Raw genomic sequence first — 19103 nt, 5'->3', positions numbered from 1 at the left:
ATAAAGGATTCGTACACAGTACGAACCCTTTTTTATGTTATGCTAAAATAAGATAATGTTAATTCGAATTGGTGCATAAAAAATCAAGGGGTTGAATTGGAACATGGCAAAAATTATTGATGGAAAAGCGTTAGCAAAAAAAACTAATGATGATACTAAACAAATGGTAAACGAGCTACATAGTTTAGGAATTAAACCATGTTTAGCGGTAATTCTAGTGGGTGATGACCAGGCCAGTGCTAGATACGTTCGGAATAAGCACAAAAAAGCCGAACAGTTGGGCATCGAATCCATCGTTAACCACCTCCCAAAGGAAACCACTCAGGCAGAATTGTTAAAGGTCGTTAATGAATATAATGATGATGATGCAATTAATGGGATCTTAGTTCAATCACCACTTCCAAAGCACATTGATGAACAATTGATTACTAGAACGATCAAACCAGAAAAAGACGTTGATGGTTTCCATCCTGTGAACGTCGGTAATTTATTCTTGAATGAACCTAAAAACTACCCGGTAGCATGTACCCCTAAGGGAGTCATGGCAATGTTTGCTGAATATAACATCGATTTAACTGGTAAAAAAGCAGTTGTAATCGGGAGAAGTTCAATTGTGGGTCGGCCAATGGCAGCCCTATTGATCAATGCTAATGCTACCGTAACGGTCTTGAACCACTATTCACAAGATGCTAAAAGCTATATTAAGGAGGCAGACGTTGTGGTGGCTGCGACTGGAAAGCTCCATATGGTTTCAGGAGCAGATTTAAAGGTCGGTGCGACCGTAATTGACGTTGGTCAAAATTTGAACGAAGCTGGGAAGCTAGTTGGGGATGTTGACTACGAATCCGCCGAAAAGGTTGCTGGTTACATTACACCTGTTCCTGGTGGTGTGGGGCCAATGACGATTGCAATTTTAATGCGGCAAACCGTTGAATTAGCATCATGGAGTGCTAAAAATGATTAATGATAATAAATACCTATCGGTAACGGCCTTTAATACCTACATTAAGCGGAAGTTCGATGTTGATCCATATTTAGGGCAGGTTTTTATTACAGGGGAAATTTCTAACTTCCGGCTGCGACCAAAACATCAATATTTTGTATTAAAAGATGATCATAGCAAAATGGACGTTGTAATGTGGCAGTCGGTATTTGCGAAGCTCCCATTTAAGCTAGAGGATGGAATGAAGGTCAATGTGCGGGGACGGATATCAGTTTTCCAAAAAACTGGGACCTATCAATTATACGTTGATAAAATGGAACCGGATGGAATCGGAGCACTATATCAGGCTTACGAACAATTAAAAAATAAACTAGCCAGTGAGGGTTTGTTTGATCCCCAGTATAAGAAGCCATTGCCAATGCTCCCAAAACGAATTGCGGTGATTACATCGGAAAGCGGTGCGGTAATTAAGGATATTATTACTACGACTAGGCGCCGGTTCCCAATTGCTCAATTAGTTTTATTTCCAGCGATTGTTCAGGGCGATCAGGCTGCTGATGACATTGTGAGACAAATTGAACGGGTCAATCAATTGGGGAACTTTGATACCTTGATCGTTGGACGGGGAGGTGGCTCGATTGAAGACCTCTGGCCATTTAATGAGGAACGAGTGGCTCGGGCGATTTTTGAAAGTCGCATTCCGGTGATTTCTTCGGTCGGACACGAAACTGATACAACGATCGCTGATTTTGTAGCTGATCAACGTGCTGCAACACCGACGGCTGCTGCTGAAATGGCTGTTCCTAAGTTATCCGATGTGTTATTTAGTTTACAAAATGCCCATGAGCGGATTTTCAACGCCTTTCATAATTACTTAGCGCGGAATCAACAGTGGTTGAATAATATCAAGGGTTCATATGTCTTTCGGCAACCAGAACGGTTATATGAAAGCTACGTTCAACAATTAGATAACTTGCGTGATCGGTTGAATAATGGCTTTCAAAATCAATTGAATCTGGACCGTCAGCGGTTAGAAAAACTAAATTATAACTTACGTTACCAATCACCAATTAGATTGGTGCAGGCTCAAAATAATCAGCTTAATTTATTAAATCAACGGATGAAGGCCGCCGTTTACAACCGCTTTAATGACAAGCAAAACCAATTTAAAAAACTCGTTAACACCTTGGAACACCTAAGTCCATTGAAAATCATGGGTCGCGGGTATTCGTACGTTTCAAAGGATACGCACGTGATTCAAAGAGTTAGTGATTTAAAGGTAAATGACCAAATCACACTAGGGTTTATCGATGGGAACGCCACCGCCGAAATTAAACAAATTCAAGCTAAGGAGCAGGATTAGATAATGAGTGAACAACCAACATTCGAACAAAATATGAAAAAATTAGAACAAATTGTTCAACAACTAGAACAGGGCAACGTTCCCTTGGAAGAGGCCCTCAAACAATTTCAAATTGGGATTAAATTAAGTGGCGATCTCCAATCAACACTTAACAATGCTGAAAACAAGTTAACTAAGGTTATGAACCAAAACAACCAAGAAGAACCATTTGATCGTGATCAGGGGTAATTATAATGGGTGTTGATAAACAATTAATGGATTTTGAAGCTCGTTTGCGGCCTCAAATTAATACGTTCCTAGCGCAACGGGTCCCGGTAGATGTGGACCAAGCTCAGTTGGCTAAATCAATGCTTTATTCGATTACTGCTGGTGGCAAGCGGCTGCGGCCGTTGTTAACGCTTGCGGTGTTAGAAACATTTCAAGTCCAACCAGATGAGGCGAGTTTTAAAGCTGCCAGTGCCGTTGAGTTATTGCATACCTATTCATTAATTCACGACGATTTACCAGCTATGGATGACGATGACTTAAGACGGGGACTGCCGACTAATCACGTTAAATTTGGTGCAGGAATGGCTACGTTGGCTGGGGATGGTTTGTTGACACTTGCCTTTCAGTGGCTAGTTGATAATTCATTACCAGCAGCGACTAAAATTGAGTTGGTGGACCAATTGAGTCGATTAGCCGGTCCATCCGGGATGGTAGCGGGCCAGGCTGATGATATTTATTATGAACAACATCAATTAGCTTTAGCACATTTACAAAAATTACACCGTCATAAGACCGGTGACTTAATTTTATATGCAGTTCGGGCAGGGGGGCTCATTGCAAACCGCAGTGATTGCCAACCCTTATTGGATCAATTTGCTAAATCGTTCGGGCTTGCGTTTCAAATCTATGATGACATTTTGGATGTTACCAGCAGTGCCGATCAACTTGGTAAACCGGTCCACCAGGATGCAAATAAAAACACCTATCCGAATTTAATGGGGCTTGATCGTTCCTATCAGCAATTGGCTAAGACAATTGAAGCGGGACGTTCAGCTTTAAAGCAAATGCAAGCAGAAAAAAACGTTGATACCACTTTATTGGCATCGTTTTTTTCTTATTTTCAATTTTAATGGAGCATAAGAATGGAAAAACAACGAGTAGATATTTTATTGGTCGCACAGGGATTATTTGATTCACGAGAAAAGGCCAAGCGGGCCGTAATGGCTGGTGAAGTTCTGGGTAAAAATGAGGAACGACTGGATAAACCCGGGGAACGGATTCCCGTTGATACTAAATTACACATCAAGGGAAAACCGCTACCGTACGTTAGTCGTGGTGGCTTGAAATTAGAAAAGGCACTCCGGGTATTTAAAATTGACGTTAGTGGCCGCATCGTATTGGATATTGGATCTTCGACCGGTGGGTTTACCGATGTAATGCTGCAATCGGGTGCTAAGCAAAGTTATGCATTAGACGTGGGTAGCAATCAATTGGTGTGGAAGTTAAGAAATGACCCCCGGGTAATTGTAATGGAACATACTAACTTCAGGTATAGTAAGCTAGCAGATTTTACTGATGGTCGTCCTGAGTTTGCTTCAATTGATGTTTCGTTTATTTCACTACATTTAATTTTGCCACCATTGAAGCAAATCATTGAACCGGCAGGGGAAGTCGTTGCGCTAGTGAAGCCACAATTCGAAGCTGGTCGTGAAAACGTTGGTAAACATGGAATTGTTCGTGACCATCAAGTGCACGTTGACGTATTGAATGATATTATCCAATTTTCAGTTGCCAGTGGCTATTCAGTCTTAGGATTAGACTTTTCACCAATTAAGGGTGGCGAGGGTAATATTGAATTCTTAATTCATTTAAAGTCCGTTGAGCATCCAGAAATTTCACCAGACGTGTCTGTTGCGCAAGTCCTAAAAAATGCAGATGAAGCACTAAATATTAAAAAGTAACATTAGGAATGGGGGGTTCCGAATTGAAAAAAAGAGATCGCCAACACATGATCAAACAATTAATTAGTAAAGAAGCAATCCGGAATCAAGCAGAATTCGTTAAGATGCTTGATGAAGTGGGGGTCAAAGTAACTCAAGCAACGGTCTCTCGAGACATCAAGGAAATGCGGTTAGTAAAAGTGCCCTCCCGTTTAGGTGGCTATAAATACAGCTTGCCACAAGAAAAAAGAATTAATATCGAAAAAAAACTCCAACAAGCAGTTGATGATTCTTTAATTTCAATCGCTGTTCAGGACAAGAACGTTTTGATCAAGGTTTCTCCAGGTAGCGGGGCCGTTCTTAGTTCGTTAGTGGAGAAAATGAACTACGACTCCGTCTTCGGGGTCCTATGTGATGATAATACCGTTTTGATTATCTGTGTTTCAGATGCAGCGGCTATCGAATTTAGAGACAAAATAAATCAACTAGTGGTAAAATAAAGGGACTTAATCGTTGAGTCTTTTTTTGTTATAGGGGGATTTCTCCATTGCTACAGGAATTAAACATCAAGAATTTAGCCATTATTGATCATATTGAGGTCAATTTTGAGGACCATATGACGGTGCTGACCGGGGAGACCGGTGCTGGGAAATCAATCGTAATGGATGCAATTGGCCTACTTGCCGGTGGGCGGGGTTCTAAATCGTTGATTCGATCGGGGGCCGATAAATTGGTCTTACAGGGTCAATTTATCTTTCCAGCTGACGGGCTGACCTACCGCTTATTAGATGAACTAGGCATTGATCATGATGATGGTAGTGTGATTTTACAACGTGAGATTACCCAAAATGGGCGGAATGTTTGTCGAGTTAACGGAATGTTAGTCAATACCAATACTTTAAAACGGATTGGGCAGACCATCGTTGATATTGAGGGCCAACATGACCACCAGGAATTATTGCAACCGGAGCGCCACCTACATCTTTTGGATGAGTTCATCGGCAAACCCATCAAAACCATTTTGGAATCATACCAGCATTATTACCGTCGTTTTAAAAAGCTCAAGCAGCTAGTTGAAGATAAGAATAATAATCAACAACAATGGGCACAGCATATTGATATGCTCCAATTTCAAGTGAATGAAATTAATGCAGCTGAGTTACAACCAAATGAGGAAGACGAATTAGTGAAGGAACGTGATCAGCTGTTAAATCATCAAAAAATTAGCGATGCGTTAAAGGGGAGCTTTGTTCAAATTAATGGGGATGAAACCATTAGCCCGTTGGATATGATTGGTGATGCAATGAATTCGATGCAATCCATTGAGCAATACGATGACAGCTATCAAGCGATTAGTGAAGACTTGCAGAATGCTTACTACGCCTTACAGGATGCTTCTAATCAAATTTCTCGGGAAACTGATTTACAGGAGTTCGATGAAAATCGCTTAGCGGACATTGAAGCGCGCTTGGATTTGATTTACCAACTAAAGCGTAAATATGGAGATTCCATTGAAAAAATTTTGAATTACTATCAAAAAATTAGTAAAGAATTAAAACAAACCGAAGCGGATCAAAGTGATAGTAATGATTTAGATGAACAATTATTAACTGTGGAAACGAAGTTACAGCAGTTAGGTGAGCAAATGAGTTCGCTTCGCCATCAATCTGCAGTTAAATTAGAAGGACGCATTCACCAACAATTAGCAGATTTATACATGGAACAAACGCGCTTTGAGGTTAGTTTTACGCCCAATGCCACCCACCATTTTACTAGCAATGGGATTGAAGCGGTGGCGTTTTACATTCAAACTAATCCGGGAGAAGGATTTCATGAATTAGCCAAAATTGCTTCCGGTGGTGAATTGTCCAGAATTATGCTGGCTTTAAAAACCATCTTTGTTAGCGCACAGGGGGTAACTTCAATTATCTTTGATGAAGTTGATACCGGGGTTAGTGGTCGTGTTGCACAGGCAATGGCCGAAAAGATCAGTGCGATTGCTGAGACTGAACAGGTCCTTTGCATCACCCATTTACCACAAGTTGCAGCAATTGGTGACCACCATTACTTTATTGGAAAACAGGTGATTAACAACCGGACTAAAACCACAATTCAAAAACTGGACCATGATCAGCAGGTTACTGAATTATCAAGAATGTTAGCTGGTAAAAAGGTGACAAAATTAACATTAGAACATGCTGATGAAATGCTTAAGATGGCTTCAGAAAAGAAACACGTTTAATCTAAATTAATGGGTTGATAAATTGGTTAAAAAAAGTGATAATATAAATAATAGCTTATTTTGAAGGGATATTTAAAAATGGTTAAAAGAGGAATGTTAATTGTGTTATCAGGGCCTTCTGGCGTTGGTAAGGGAACCGTTAGAAAAGCACTTTTTAATGAACCAGATGTTGATTTTCAATATTCAATCTCCATGACGACTAGGAAACCACGTGATGGGGAAAAGAATGGTGTTGACTACTTCTTCGTATCAAAGGAAGAATTCGAAGAAAAAATTAAGAATGGTGAAATGTTAGAGTACGCTAAGTACGTTGACAATTACTATGGCACACCACTGGAATACGTTAATCAAACCCTTGATTCAGGGCGGGATGTCTTTTTAGAAATTGAAGTGAATGGTGCCATGCAAGTTCGTGCTAATTCACCAGAGGGCGTCTTTGTATTTCTAACGCCACCTGACTTATTAGAATTAAGAAATCGATTAATTGGTCGGGGGACCGATGAAATGGATGTTATCAATAAGCGAATTCATACTGCCGTTGGTGAAATCAAGATGATGCGCAATTATGACTATGCCGTTTTGAATGATAAGGTGGAAAATGCAGTTACCAATATTAAAAACATCGTTCGCAGCGAACGATTGAAGGTTACTCGTGTAATGCCTGATTACCTTTCAATGTTAGGAGATGAAGATTAATGTTACTATACCCATCAGTTGATAAATTATTGACCCAAGTGAATTCTCGGTATTCATTAATTATGTTGGCAAGTAAGCGGGCCCACGAATTAGATGCCGGTGCTAAGCCATTGTTATCAGAATATAAGTCACAAAAGTCAATTGGAAAGGCGTTCGAAGAAATTGCAGCGGGCGTTGTACAAATTGATCGTTAGACTAATTGTTTTACTAGAGAACCCTTTGTGAAATTCACAAGGGCTTTTTTAATATATGGAGGAATTAAATGATTCAAAATTTAAACGTTGCCCTTTACGTTACGGGGAGTATTGCTGCTTATAAAAGCCTTTTGATGACCCGGTTATTGGTCAAAGCGGGCGCTAACGTTCGAGTGGTGATGACTAACGGAGCATTGGATTTTATCAAACCACTTAGTTTTCAAGCGTTATCCAAACACCCGGTATTAACTGATCATAGTTTTGGAATGCACGATTCTGACATTACCCATATTGAATTAGCACAGTGGAGTGATTTAGCCTTGGTCATGCCCGCTGATGCCAACACAATTGCCAAATTAGCAAATGGCTTAGCTGACAATTTGGCCACGACAACGCTACTTGCCACTAGTGCCCCCAAGATGATCGTCCCAGCAATGAATGATCAAATGCTTGCTAATCCGGCAACGCAGCGGAATTTAGAGCAATTACGGACCGACGGTTGTAAAATTGTTGATCCAGTAGTTGGTTTTTTAGCCGAAGGATACCAGGCCAAGGGGCGAATGGCGGAACCCAAAACCGTGTTCCGGTTGATTGAACGCTTAACCACTCCTGCTGCTGATTTAAAATTGAAGGGGAAGCGGGTCTTAGTCACTGCCGGTGCGACCCGGCAACCCATTGATCCGGTTCGGTTTATTACTAATTCATCTTCTGGCAAGATGGGAATTGCAGTAGCTAGCGCAGCAGCACGGTTAGGAGCCGATGTGACTTTAATCTGTGCTGATGTGCGGGTTAAAGTTCCGGATGGAATTAAAGTGGTGTCAGTAGTTACAAGTGCTGAATTGAAAACAGCCGTGTTGAAATTAATGCCTGAAACGGATGTGTTAGTGATGACCGCTGCGGTAGCTGACTTTGAATCCGTTCATGTCGCTGGGCAAAAAATTAAAAAAGCTGCCCAATCAGATTTATTTACCCTCCAGTTTAGAGAAGCAGCTGATATTTTAAAGGCGGTTGCTAAAATTAAGCGTCCTGATCAATATACGGTGGGATTTGCCGCTGAAACGAATGATTTAAGGCAAAATGCGCTTAAAAAATTACACGCCAAGGGGCTTAATTTATTGGTGGCAAACGATGTTGCTAACCCCCAAATTGGATTTAGCAGTGACAATAATCAGGTTACGTTCTTACGTGCGGGGCATGAGCCAGTCCAAACGCCGGTCCTGCCGAAAATAGCAATTGCGGAACGGCTTGTGAATATGGTCGCTGATGACTTAAAATAGGAAAGGACGCGATGTACCGTGAAATTCGCTGAAGTATTAGTGGATGTACCCACCATGCAGACTGATCAACCCTATACCTACCAGATTCCATCTGAATTAGCGGGCGATCTAAAGCTGGGGATGCGAGTGGTCGTTCCGTTTGGCCGTGGTAAGCGTAAGGTGCAGGGCTTTATTGTGGGGTTTAGCAATCATGTTGATTACGATGGTAAAATGAAGCAAATTGACTCGATCATTGACCTAACCCCAGTGGTTAATGATGAGTTGTTAAAACTATCTGCATGGCTAGCTCAAACGACCTTTTCATTTCGGATTAGTTGCATCATGACGATGCTACCGAGCGTGATGCGAGCTAAGGCGACCAAGGTATTGCGGATTAATAAGGCGCCATTGGAGCCCTCAATTGCAGCGCTATTCGGGAAACAAAGTGAATTGGAGTACGATGAGGATCAATTCAATCCTGATCAATTGAAGGCGATTATCGATGCAGTTCGGACCGGACAGTTAACGCTGGACTACGTAGTCAAAAACCAGGCCCGGGCGAAACAGGTCCTCCAAATTACGCCTGCACAATCCGTTGCCGAATTAAAAGCTGTATTAGAACAAGTTGCTGCTAATGCGGTTGCCCAACAAAAACTATTGAAGTGGTTAATCGAGCATCCTGATCAACCAATTGAACAGCCTCGACTCGCCAGTATGTTGCAAATCCCCATTTCAACGATTAACACTGCCGCTAAAAAAGGCTGGGTTAATAAACAACGGGTGACCGTATTACGCGATCCCTCGAAACATTCAATTGCCAGAAACTATCCATTAGCATTAAATGACGACCAAAAACAAGCGGTTGATCAAATTGCTGCATCGATCAAAAATGAAACTGCAGACGTGTATTTATTGGAAGGGGTCACCGGTTCCGGGAAAACGGAGGTCTACCTCCAGGCAATCCAAAAGGCATTGGTAGCTGGAAAAACAGCTTTGATGCTAGTTCCAGAAATTGCATTGACTCCCCAAATGGTGAACCGGGTCAAGGGCCGCTTTGGTGACATGGTAGCAATGCTACATAGTGGCCTTTCAATCGGTGAGCGGTACGATGAGTGGCGGCGCATTAATGCTGGGGATGCTCAAGTGGTAGTCGGCGCCCGTTCTGCAGTCTTTGCGCCGTTAAAAAACATCGGGGTCATCATTATGGATGAAGAACACGACAGTAGCTATAAACAAGAGGATACTCCCCGTTATAATACCCGTGAGGTGGCTAAATGGCGGGGAGCTTATAATCACTGTCCAGTGGTCTTAGGCAGTGCGACGCCCTCGCTCGAGTCAAGAGCCCGAGCCGGAAAGGACGTCTACCACCTATTGATGATGCCGCACCGAATTAATAATCAATCACTCCCCACGGTCAACGTCGTTGATATGCGTAATGTATTAATCAATGATGGTAAGACTGATTTTTCAGAACCGCTGTTAACTGCAATTCAGCACCGATTAGCCCGGAAGGAACAGACCGTTTTAATGCTGAACCGGCGGGGTTATTCGTCGTTTTTGATGTGTCGTGATTGTGGATTTGTTTTAAAGTGTCCCAATTGTGATATCTCGTTGACCCTGCATTTAAAGGGGCATCGGATGCAATGTCACTACTGTGGATTTGAGCAACCAATTCCCAATCGCTGTCCCAATTGTCATGGGCAGCGCCTTCGTTCATTTGGGACGGGAACTGAAAAAGTTGAACAGCAATTAAATCAGTTGTTACCTAATGCTAGCGTAATTAGAATGGACGTTGACACCACTAAACGCAAGGGCGCCCACGAACGCTTATTGGCCCAATTTGGGAGTGGGCAGGCGGATATTTTACTGGGCACCCAGATGATTGCCAAGGGGCTTGATTTCCCGAACGTGACGTTAGTTGGGGTGTTAAATGCCGATACTTCGTTGGATCTACCTGATTTTCGGGCGAATGAAAAGACATTTCAATTATTGACGCAGGTCAGTGGCCGGGCAGGCCGAGCTCAAAAGCAGGGTGAGGTTTATATCCAGACTTATAATCCTGATAATAAGGCCATTCAGTTGGCTAAGGAACAGGACTATGAGGCCTTTTACCGTTCTGAAATGCGAATTAGGCACATTGCAAACTACCCACCGTACTTCTTTACGGTGCGTATCACTGCCAACGCTAAGTTTGAGAATCAATCGGCGAAGGTCATCTATGAAATTGACCGTTACTTAAGGCAGACGCTGACTAATGGTGACATTATTTTAGGTCCCACGCCCTCGGCAATTTCTAGAATTAAGAATAAATATTATTATCAGTTGCTAATCAAGTATAAACATGAACCAAAATTACAATCAGCACTAGAACACGTGTTGAACAAATATCAAACTGCGATTCGGCATGGAATTTACATTTCGATTGATTCCGAACCAGTCAGTTTTATGTAAGGAGTAGATTTAAAATGACATCAATTGTATTTATGGGAACACCCCAATTCAGCGTACCGATCCTAACCGGACTAGTTGAAAACGGCTATGCCGTTAAGGCAGTTGTGACCCAACCCGACCGACCAGTGGGGAGAAAGCGGGTCTTAACGGCCTCACCAGTTAAACAGGCCGCAATTAAATTCAACATTCCGGTATTCCAGCCCGAAAAGATTAGTGGCAGTGATGAAATGGAACGAATTATTAATTTAAAGCCGGATTTAATCATCACTGCTGCCTTCGGACAGTTCCTACCTGAAAAACTACTGGCGGCTGCGAAAGTGGCTGCAATTAATGTGCATGGGTCATTGTTACCAAAGTACCGGGGAGGGGCCCCGGTCCAATACGCCATTATGAATGGGGATGCTGAAACCGGCATTTCAATCATGGACATGGTCAAAGCAATGGATGCTGGTGATGTGATCGCACAATCATCCATTCCAATTGAAGCAGACGATGACACCGCTTCAATGTTTAAGAAATTGAGCGGTTTAGGTCGTAAGATGCTATTGGCTACGATTCCAAAGTTGATTGATGGGACTGCGACTAGGACCCCTCAAGATCCGAAGCAAGTTGTTTTTTCACCAACGATTAAGCGGAGCGAGGAACGGCTTGATTTTAATCAACCCGCCCGCTTAGTGGATGCGAAGGTCCGGGCATTACGTCCAGACCCAAGTGCATTTACGACCATCAAGGGTAAGCGGACGAAGGTATGGCAAACCACGCCACGATCTGAAACCACGGACCTAGCACCTGGTTGTGTGGTAGCTAAGACTAAAAAGCAGCTTGTGGTTGCGGCTGGGGATTCGACGACGTTACAACTAGATGTCATTCAACCAGCTGGTAAACCGAAGCAACAAATTAAAGATTACTTGAATGGTGCAGGGCAAAGCATTCAAGTTGGGGAGCAAATTATTAGTAATGACTAAAAAAGATAATCCAAGGCAGTTAGCAGTTGCCACCTTAACCAAGATCGAACAGGGAGCATATTCCAGTTTACAATTAAATCAAATCATTCAAAATAGTACCCTTGATGAACGGGATGTAAAACTCTTGACCAACATTGTCTATGGAGTCATTCAACACAAATTAACGTTGGAATATCAAATTGCTCCGTTCATCAAAAAGCAAAAGCGGCTGCAACCATGGGTGTTAGTGCTATTAAAAACCGCTTTGTATCAAATGGAGTACTTAGACCGCATTCCGAAACGGGCAATCTTTAACGAATCAATTAACATTGCTAAGGTGATGGGACACGATGGAATTCGTAAAATGGTTACCGGCGTCTTACACCAAATTGACCGTAATGGTGTCTTAGATCCAGCTCAGATTAAGGATCCGTTGGAACGGATGCAACTTCAATTTAGTGTGCCTAAGTGGATCATTGAGCAACTAATTGAACAGGTGGGGATGACCAAGACCACTAGCATTTTAGCATCATTGAATCAACCCGCTAAGCAATCAGTGCGGGTCAATACGGCAATGGAGACCAGGGATGCCCTAGCCACTCAATTGCATGCAAGTGGATTTGACGTTACCAATAGTAGCCTAGCCGAAGCGGGATTGATCCTATCTAACCGATCGGCTAATTCTGCACCGGAATTTAAAACTGGGGCGATGACAATTCAAGATGAAAGTGCGATGCTACCGGTGGAAACCATGCCGATTGGTGCCAATCAGTTGATTTTGGATGCCTGTTCAGCACCTGGTGGCAAAACGACCCAGATTGCGGAACGCTTAGCCCGTCAAAAAAGTGGGCGGGTGGTTGCATTAGATCTCCACGAGAGTCGTTTGAAGCAGGTCGTTAAAAATGCAAAGCGGATGCATTTGAATGATTATGTACAAACTAAAGCCTTGGATGCTAGAAAATTAGATTCAATTTATGCAAATGAAACATTCGACCAGGTCTTAGTTGATGCACCGTGTTCGGGGTTAGGCTTGATGCGTCGGAAACCGGAGATTAGGTATGAAAAATCAATTCAAGATATTAAACACTTGGCTGAAATTCAATTGGCAATTTTAAATTCAATTGCTCCTAAAATAAAAGTCGGCGGTCAATTAACTTATAGCACCTGTACGATCATTGACCAGGAAAATCACGCAGTCTTAGAGCAATTTTTAGTGGAGCACCCCGAATTTGAACGGAAGCCGATTGACTTAAATAGTGTGCAGTCCAATCCGGGTGAAATTAGAATCTATCCGGATGATTTTGATTCTGATGGCTTCTTTGTTGCAAATTTAGTAAAAACAGGTGATTAATTGAATGAAGTTAAAAGTGGCTTATAAATCGATAATTGGTAAGATTCGGCCCAAAAACGAGGATAACGCATCTTTTTTTTACGACCAATCAAATAATATATTGGCAATCGTTGCAGATGGTATCGGGGGGAACCGGGCCGGAGAAGTGGCTTCTAAAATGGCAGTGGATGGGATTGGCAAGCGCTTTACCAATCAACAGATTCAAACCGTAAAGCATGCCAGCAAGTGGTTTCAAAATCAAATTGATTTTGAAAACCAAGAAATCCTGGCAATCTCAATGCACGATCAACACTTAAAAGGCATGGGGACCACGTTCGTGGGCTTTATTAACACCGGAAGAAACTATGTAATCTGTAACATTGGGGATAGTAGGGGGTATTTATTTCGCAATACCGAACTCACCCAATTAACTGAAGATCATTCCTACGTCAACGAGTTACTAAAGGCTGGTAAAATCTCTAAACAGGCCGCTGCGACCTATCCATATAAAAATGTGATTGTTCGTAGCCTGGGTATTTCTAGCAATGCTGAGCCTACGATTTCTGATGGCCGGATTTTAATTGGTGATCAGTTTTTACTTTGTAGTGATGGATTGACCGATTTAGTATCTGAATCAGTGATTAAGTTGGTGTTGCAGTCCAATCGATCAATTGCTGAAAAGTGTGAAAAACTAACCGAAATGGCTAATCAAAACGGTGGTTCTGATAACATTACGGTTTTGATCATTGAGACACGGGCTGATCAAGGAGTTGATAATCATGGTTAGTGGGCGGCTATTAAATCATCGTTATCGATTGATTGAACAAATTGGCCAGGGTGGAATGTCTGATGTTTACCTTGCCAAGGATATTAAGACGAACCGCCTCGTTGCCGTTAAATTCTTACGGGTTGATTTTAGGGATGATCCCAAAATAAAAGCCCAATTCAGACGTGAGGCGTTGGCAATCAGTCAGTTGAGCAGCGCTAACATTGTTAAGGTGTATGGGTTTGAAGAAACCGATGGGGTGCAGTACTCCATCATGGAATACGTTCGGGGAATGAACCTCAAGAATTACATTCATAATTATTCTCCCATTGCGGTGTCAAATGTTTTAAAAATAATGAATCAGATTCTATTAGCAGTAAATGTAGCCCATCAAAATAACATCGTTCATCGGGACTTAAAACCAGAAAACGTTTTAATTGATGAAAATGAGAACGTTAAAATCACTGATTTTGGCATTGCCATTTTTACCACTGAACGGACGTTGACCCAAACGCATTCAATTATTGGTTCCATTCACTACCTTTCACCGGAACAAGTTCGTGGTGAGGGGGCAACGAAACGTTCGGATATTTATTCACTAGGAATCATTATGTATGAACTCTTGACGGGTAAGGTCCCCTTCGATGGTGATAATCCGGTTTCAATTGCCTTAAAACATTCTAAGTCACCGTTACCACCCATTAATGCGACTAATCAGGCAATTCCATTAGCGGTTGAAAACGTAGTCCTCAGGGCAACTGCTAAGAATCCAAATGATCGGTTCGCATCGATTGCTGAGATGCAAACCGCATTAAATCAGGCGCTTAATTTAAAGCACGTGCAACGCTTCGTCCCCAAGATGGGCTTCGATGATGAAGATGAGACTAAAATCATGAATTTTAACGAGTTGAATGCCCTTGACAATACGGCAAGCGGGACCACTACGAGTGCGCCATCAAAACGGGGCATCCACCATCCCGCTCGATTATTTTGGAGCACTTGGGTCGGCGTAGTTGGAATTATATTGGTGACGTTTGGATTAGTGATCCATTTCTATTTTGCCCAGGTGCCGTCGTTAACGGGGTTGTCTAAGCAACAGGCGATTCAACGCTTGCATTCAGCTGGTTTGAAAGTGAAATCCATTCAATATCGGTATGCTAATAACGTTCCAATTGGACATGCATTTTCATCAATCCCCCAAACCAATCGTTGGGTCTTACGGAGTAATCCCGTTACGCTAGTGTTAAGTAATGGGGTTGATAAAATTAGTTTGGATAATTATATTGGCCAGGATTTTGAGCAGACTGCCAAAGAACTAAGTGACCGTGGGTTTAAAATTGAAAAACAACTTGCTAGTTCGGATACGTTTGGTAGTGGTAAAATCCTAAAACAAAATTTCATTCCTGGAAATTCGTATAGCCCCCATAATAAAAAGATTAAGTTTGTAGTCTCAGATGGGATTAAACAATTTACATTGAAACGATTAGTGGGGATGACTAAGGACGAAGCCGCTAGTTACGTTCAAATGATGGGGTTGAACCCAACGTTTGATTATCAATATAACGATGAATATCCAGCTGGCATGGTGTTTAACCAAAATCCAGATTCTGGATTAACCGTGTTTAATGGCGATAATGTAATTATCTCGGTCTCAAAGGGTGCCAAGACATCTGGAAGTCAAAATGGGCCGCATACGTTGAACGTGAACGTTAATTTACCGTATCAATCTGATGATCACCAGTCAAATGAAATTGATATTTACGTTAAGGATGCTAATAATTCTTTGAGTCATTTGTACCGCCGAATTACCATCTATCAAAATACCAAATTCATTATTCCATTTAAATTGGATGGTAAGACACCTGGAGAATATAAAATTGTACGGGATGGGAAGACGATTAACTACGTTAAAAATATTAATTAATGTTCTTTAACGTGCCAAAGTTTAGTATAATTATTAATAAAAGGGGTGGTGAATTGCCAACTGGAAGAATTTATCAATCACTAAGTGGCTTTTTTGATGTGCACGCTGACGGTAAGACATATCGGACTCGTGCTCGTGGAAATTTTAGAAAGCACGGGATTAAGCCCATCGTTGGTGATATTGTAGAGTTTGAAAATGACTATATTTTAAAGGTGGATTCAAGGAAAAATGCATTGGTTCGGCCACCATTATCCAATATTGATCAAGCGGTGGTGGTGACTGCATCGACGGAAGCTGAATTTAGTTTGAACCTATTGAACCGTCAATTAGTAGCGCTTGGCATCAGTAAGATCAAACCGATTATTTATTTTACTAAAATCGATTTATTGACTCCCGAACGCTTTGCTAAGATTAGACAAATTGCTAATGACTACCAAAAAATTGGCTACGTCACGATTTGTCCGGATCAACAAAGTGATAACGATCCAATCGAACCGCTCCGTGATTATTTTGCGAACCGGGTGACCGTTTTTATGGGCCAGACTGGGGCTGGAAAATCAACGCTGTTAAATAAAATATTGCCGAGTCTCCATTTAGCGACCGGTGAGATATCACAGGCGTTAAACCGGGGCCGGCATACGACCCGGAAGGTCACCTTAATTCCGATTGCAGACGGGCTAGTTGCTGATACACCAGGGTTTTCTTCTTACGATACTTTTGAGATTGACTACCGTCAGGTTAAGGATTACTTTCCGGAGTTTGTTCGCAATGCTTCCGGGTGTAAGTTCCGTGAATGTTTACACGTTAAGGAACCGGGTTGTAAAATTAAGGCAATGGTCGATGATGGTGAAATCTTAAAGAGTCGTTATGATGATTACTTACAACTGGTTGAGATGATCAAAAATCGGAAGCCAATTTATAATAAAAAGAAATGAGGAAATGAAAATGATTAAAGTTGCTCCATCCATTTTAAGTGCAGATTATGTTAACTTACAACGTGACATTGAAAAGGTTGAAAAGGGGGGCGCTGAATACCTCCATATTGATATTATGGACGGCATGTTCGTGCCTGCCATCTCATATGGCCCAAACTGGGTTAAGGCAATTAGACCCATTTCAAAAATGATTTTAGATGTGCATATGATGGTTCAAAATCCAGAACGCTACATTGACACCTTTGCGGATGCTGGTGCCGATCTAATTGGGATTCATGTTGAATCAACGCCCCACATTCACCGGGCCCTTCAAATGATTAAGAACCGCGACATTAAGGCTGAAGTCGTAATTAATCCAGGAACGCCAGTAGAGGCAATCAAACCGGTATTGTACATGGTCGATCAAGTATTAGTAATGACCGTTAACCCAGGTTTTGGTGGTCAAAAGTTCATTCCTGAAACGGTCAAGAAGATTAAGCAACTAAATGAAATTAAAAAGCAAGCAGGTTATGATTTTGATATCGAAATTGATGGTGGGGTCAATGACCATACCGTTAAGGGTGCTTACGAAGCTGGTGCTACCGTTGCTGTTGCTGGTTCATATGTATTCGGTGCCGATGATCCTGCAAGTAAAGTGCAAGCAATTAAGGATGCGACTAAATAATGACGCATCTAAACCTACTTGGTGGCGGCCCAGTAGCTAACTGGCCTAAGGCGCTTAAGGAGCATCAGGTTGATGGTGATTGGATCGGAGTTGACCGCGGAACCCTGCGTTTGATCAAGTTGGGGATCGATCCGATTTATGCAATTGGTGATTTCGATTCAATGAATTCAGCAGAATTGGCACTCGTAAAACAACACGTAAGCGAGATTCACCAATCTAACCCGGAAAAAGACGATACCGATACCCAATTGGGATTGAAGGTGGCATTGCAACGCTTTGCGGCTGATTCAATCGATATTTATGGGGTGACCGGGGGCCGGCTGGATCATTTCTTAGCCAATTTTTTCATGGTGTTAGAAATGCGCTTTCGACCGTTCGCACAACGAATCAGATTGATCGATGCTCAAAATACCATTAGTTATTTTTTACCTGGAACCCATGAGATTAAAAAGGAACCTGGTAAACGATACTTAGCCTTTGTTCCGTTAACTAAAATGACGCTAACCTTAGCTGATGAACGGTACCAGTTAAATCAATACCCCATTCAAAATCCAGTTTCACTAGCTAGTAACGAGTTTGTTGGTGAGACGGGGCACTTTACATTCGACCAAGGCGTCATCGCGGTAATTCAAAGTTGCGACCAATAAAAAAAGACCAGCATTCGCTGGTCTTTTTTTATAATTATGATTAAACGCGGGTAACCTTACCTGATTTTAAGGTCCGGGCACTAACCCAAACTTTCTTAGGTTTGCCATCAACTAAAATCCGAACTTTTTGTAAGTTTGGCTTCCAGCTACGACGTGAAGAGTTCAAGGCGTGAGAACGCTTGTTACCAAAATGGGTTCTCTTACCGCTGATAAAGTCTTTAGCCATGAGAATGCCTCCTTGTATTTATTTTTATAAATGTTTTAATCCACTACAATAATTTAGCATATTATGAGCAGCTTTGCAATAGTTTTCTTTCAAGTATATTTACTTGACAGCATATTCAATTAAATTGATTACCAACTCTTTGGATTTTGCGATTCTTGTGGTAACATTAATAATTATAAGATAATAGATTCGAATCTTTTAAGGAGGCTATTACATTGGCCGTTAAAATTAAGACAAAGTATGGAGTCGTTGACATTAGTAGTGATGTCATTTCTTCCGTTGTTGGAAGTGCGACTACTGATAACTACGGGGTTGTGGGCATGGCTAGCAAAAACCAGCTCCGTGATAATGTAAATAGTATTTTAAAAAATGATAACTACTCTAAGGGAGTAGTAGTCAGACAAGAAAACAGCGGGATTGCAATCGAAGTAAACATCATCGTTAGTTATGGGACTAAAATTTCGGAAGTTTGCCGAAACGTTCAATCTAAGGTGAAGTATAATCTAGAAACCATGCTTGGCATCACTGCCAACACCGTTAACGTTGTAGTCCAAGGGGTTCAAGTTTTAAATGATTAGGACTGACCTGAACTCC

General features: G+C 41.8%; 20 protein-coding genes. 19 read left to right on the top strand and 1 reads right to left on the bottom strand.

Translation table 11 applies throughout. The features are described from left to right. Positions 1-103: 103 nt before the first annotated feature. From MOO44_RS07175 to MOO44_RS07090, 18 genes are all read left to right on the top strand, one after another. Positions 104-964, top strand: a complete 861-nt coding sequence (locus tag MOO44_RS07175) for a bifunctional 5,10-methylenetetrahydrofolate dehydrogenase/5,10-methenyltetrahydrofolate cyclohydrolase (RefSeq protein WP_260116455.1) — start codon at positions 104-106, stop codon at positions 962-964. Beyond that, complete coding sequence (gene xseA, locus MOO44_RS07170; RefSeq protein WP_260116454.1) at positions 957-2306, top strand: exodeoxyribonuclease VII large subunit; 1350 nt, start codon at positions 957-959, stop codon at positions 2304-2306. The genes MOO44_RS07175 and xseA overlap by 8 nt, the downstream gene beginning before the upstream one ends. A gap of 3 nt (positions 2307-2309) precedes the next feature. Beyond that, complete coding sequence (locus MOO44_RS07165) at positions 2310-2534, top strand: exodeoxyribonuclease VII small subunit (RefSeq protein WP_260116453.1); 225 nt, start codon at positions 2310-2312, stop codon at positions 2532-2534. A 5-nt stretch (positions 2535-2539) separates the two neighbouring features. Further along, the gene (locus tag MOO44_RS07160) at positions 2540-3424 is read left to right on the top strand and encodes a polyprenyl synthetase family protein (RefSeq protein WP_260116452.1); all 885 of its coding nucleotides are present in this window, start codon (positions 2540-2542) and stop codon (positions 3422-3424) included. A 12-nt stretch (positions 3425-3436) separates the two neighbouring features. Beyond that, on the top strand, positions 3437-4255 hold the full coding sequence (locus MOO44_RS07155; RefSeq protein ID WP_260116451.1) for a TlyA family RNA methyltransferase: 819 nt from the start codon (positions 3437-3439) through the stop codon (positions 4253-4255). 23 nt (positions 4256-4278) lie between these two features. Beyond that, the gene (locus tag MOO44_RS07150; protein ID WP_260116450.1) at positions 4279-4734 is read left to right on the top strand and encodes an arginine repressor; all 456 of its coding nucleotides are present in this window, start codon (positions 4279-4281) and stop codon (positions 4732-4734) included. Between the two features lie 47 nt (positions 4735-4781). Beyond that, entirely contained in the window at positions 4782-6476 is a 1695-nt protein-coding gene (gene recN / locus MOO44_RS07145) for a DNA repair protein RecN (protein WP_260116449.1), read from the top strand. 78 nt (positions 6477-6554) lie between these two features. Beyond that, the gene (gene gmk, locus MOO44_RS07140; protein ID WP_260116448.1) at positions 6555-7172 is read left to right on the top strand and encodes a guanylate kinase; all 618 of its coding nucleotides are present in this window, start codon (positions 6555-6557) and stop codon (positions 7170-7172) included. After that, entirely contained in the window at positions 7172-7366 is a 195-nt protein-coding gene (gene rpoZ, locus MOO44_RS07135; RefSeq protein ID WP_219054497.1) for a DNA-directed RNA polymerase subunit omega, read from the top strand. The genes gmk and rpoZ overlap by 1 nt, the downstream gene beginning before the upstream one ends. A gap of 68 nt (positions 7367-7434) precedes the next feature. After that, complete coding sequence (coaBC, locus tag MOO44_RS07130; protein ID WP_260116447.1) at positions 7435-8643, top strand: bifunctional phosphopantothenoylcysteine decarboxylase/phosphopantothenate--cysteine ligase CoaBC; 1209 nt, start codon at positions 7435-7437, stop codon at positions 8641-8643. Positions 8644-8661: 18 nt separating this feature from the next. Continuing rightward, positions 8662-11073, top strand: coding sequence for a primosomal protein N' (priA, locus tag MOO44_RS07125; protein WP_260116446.1), 2412 nt, complete (start codon positions 8662-8664; stop codon positions 11071-11073). A 14-nt stretch (positions 11074-11087) separates the two neighbouring features. Beyond that, positions 11088-12038, top strand: a complete 951-nt coding sequence (fmt, locus tag MOO44_RS07120; RefSeq protein ID WP_260116445.1) for a methionyl-tRNA formyltransferase — start codon at positions 11088-11090, stop codon at positions 12036-12038. Beyond that, positions 12031-13368 carry a 16S rRNA (cytosine(967)-C(5))-methyltransferase RsmB gene (gene rsmB, locus MOO44_RS07115; RefSeq protein ID WP_260116444.1) on the top strand — a complete coding sequence of 446 codons (1338 nt, stop codon included), beginning with the start codon at positions 12031-12033 and terminating at the stop codon, positions 13366-13368. The genes fmt and rsmB overlap by 8 nt, the downstream gene beginning before the upstream one ends. A gap of 4 nt (positions 13369-13372) precedes the next feature. Further along, positions 13373-14134 (top strand): Stp1/IreP family PP2C-type Ser/Thr phosphatase, encoded by a 762-nt coding sequence (locus MOO44_RS07110; RefSeq protein ID WP_260116443.1) that lies wholly within the window; start codon positions 13373-13375, stop codon positions 14132-14134. Continuing rightward, positions 14127-16037, top strand: coding sequence for a Stk1 family PASTA domain-containing Ser/Thr kinase (pknB, locus tag MOO44_RS07105; RefSeq protein WP_260116442.1), 1911 nt, complete (start codon positions 14127-14129; stop codon positions 16035-16037). The genes MOO44_RS07110 and pknB overlap by 8 nt, the downstream gene beginning before the upstream one ends. A gap of 53 nt (positions 16038-16090) precedes the next feature. After that, the gene (gene rsgA, locus MOO44_RS07100) at positions 16091-16972 is read left to right on the top strand and encodes a ribosome small subunit-dependent GTPase A (protein ID WP_260116441.1); all 882 of its coding nucleotides are present in this window, start codon (positions 16091-16093) and stop codon (positions 16970-16972) included. A 10-nt stretch (positions 16973-16982) separates the two neighbouring features. Then, positions 16983-17636, top strand: coding sequence for a ribulose-phosphate 3-epimerase (rpe, locus tag MOO44_RS07095; protein ID WP_260117326.1), 654 nt, complete (start codon positions 16983-16985; stop codon positions 17634-17636). Next, positions 17636-18283 (top strand): thiamine diphosphokinase, encoded by a 648-nt coding sequence (locus MOO44_RS07090; protein WP_260116440.1) that lies wholly within the window; start codon positions 17636-17638, stop codon positions 18281-18283. Before rpe ends, MOO44_RS07090 begins: the two co-directional genes overlap by 1 nt. Before the next feature lie 40 nt (positions 18284-18323). Here MOO44_RS07090 and rpmB read toward each other — a convergent pair whose 3' ends face one another. Then, the gene (rpmB, locus tag MOO44_RS07085) at positions 18324-18509 is read right to left on the bottom strand and encodes a 50S ribosomal protein L28 (protein WP_219054488.1); all 186 of its coding nucleotides are present in this window, start codon (positions 18507-18509) and stop codon (positions 18324-18326) included. 215 nt (positions 18510-18724) lie between these two features. On the opposite strand from rpmB, the gene MOO44_RS07080 reads away from it, so the two are divergent. Continuing rightward, positions 18725-19087, top strand: coding sequence for an Asp23/Gls24 family envelope stress response protein (locus tag MOO44_RS07080; RefSeq protein ID WP_260116439.1), 363 nt, complete (start codon positions 18725-18727; stop codon positions 19085-19087). The last annotated feature ends 16 nt before the right edge of the window (positions 19088-19103 follow it).

The organism is Nicoliella spurrieriana, from assembly GCF_023380205.1.
Taxonomy (GTDB): Bacteria; Bacillota; Bacilli; order Lactobacillales; family Lactobacillaceae; genus Nicoliella; species Nicoliella spurrieriana.
The sequence above is the reverse complement of the archived record's forward strand: the minus strand, read 5'-3'. Positions and strand labels throughout refer to the sequence as shown.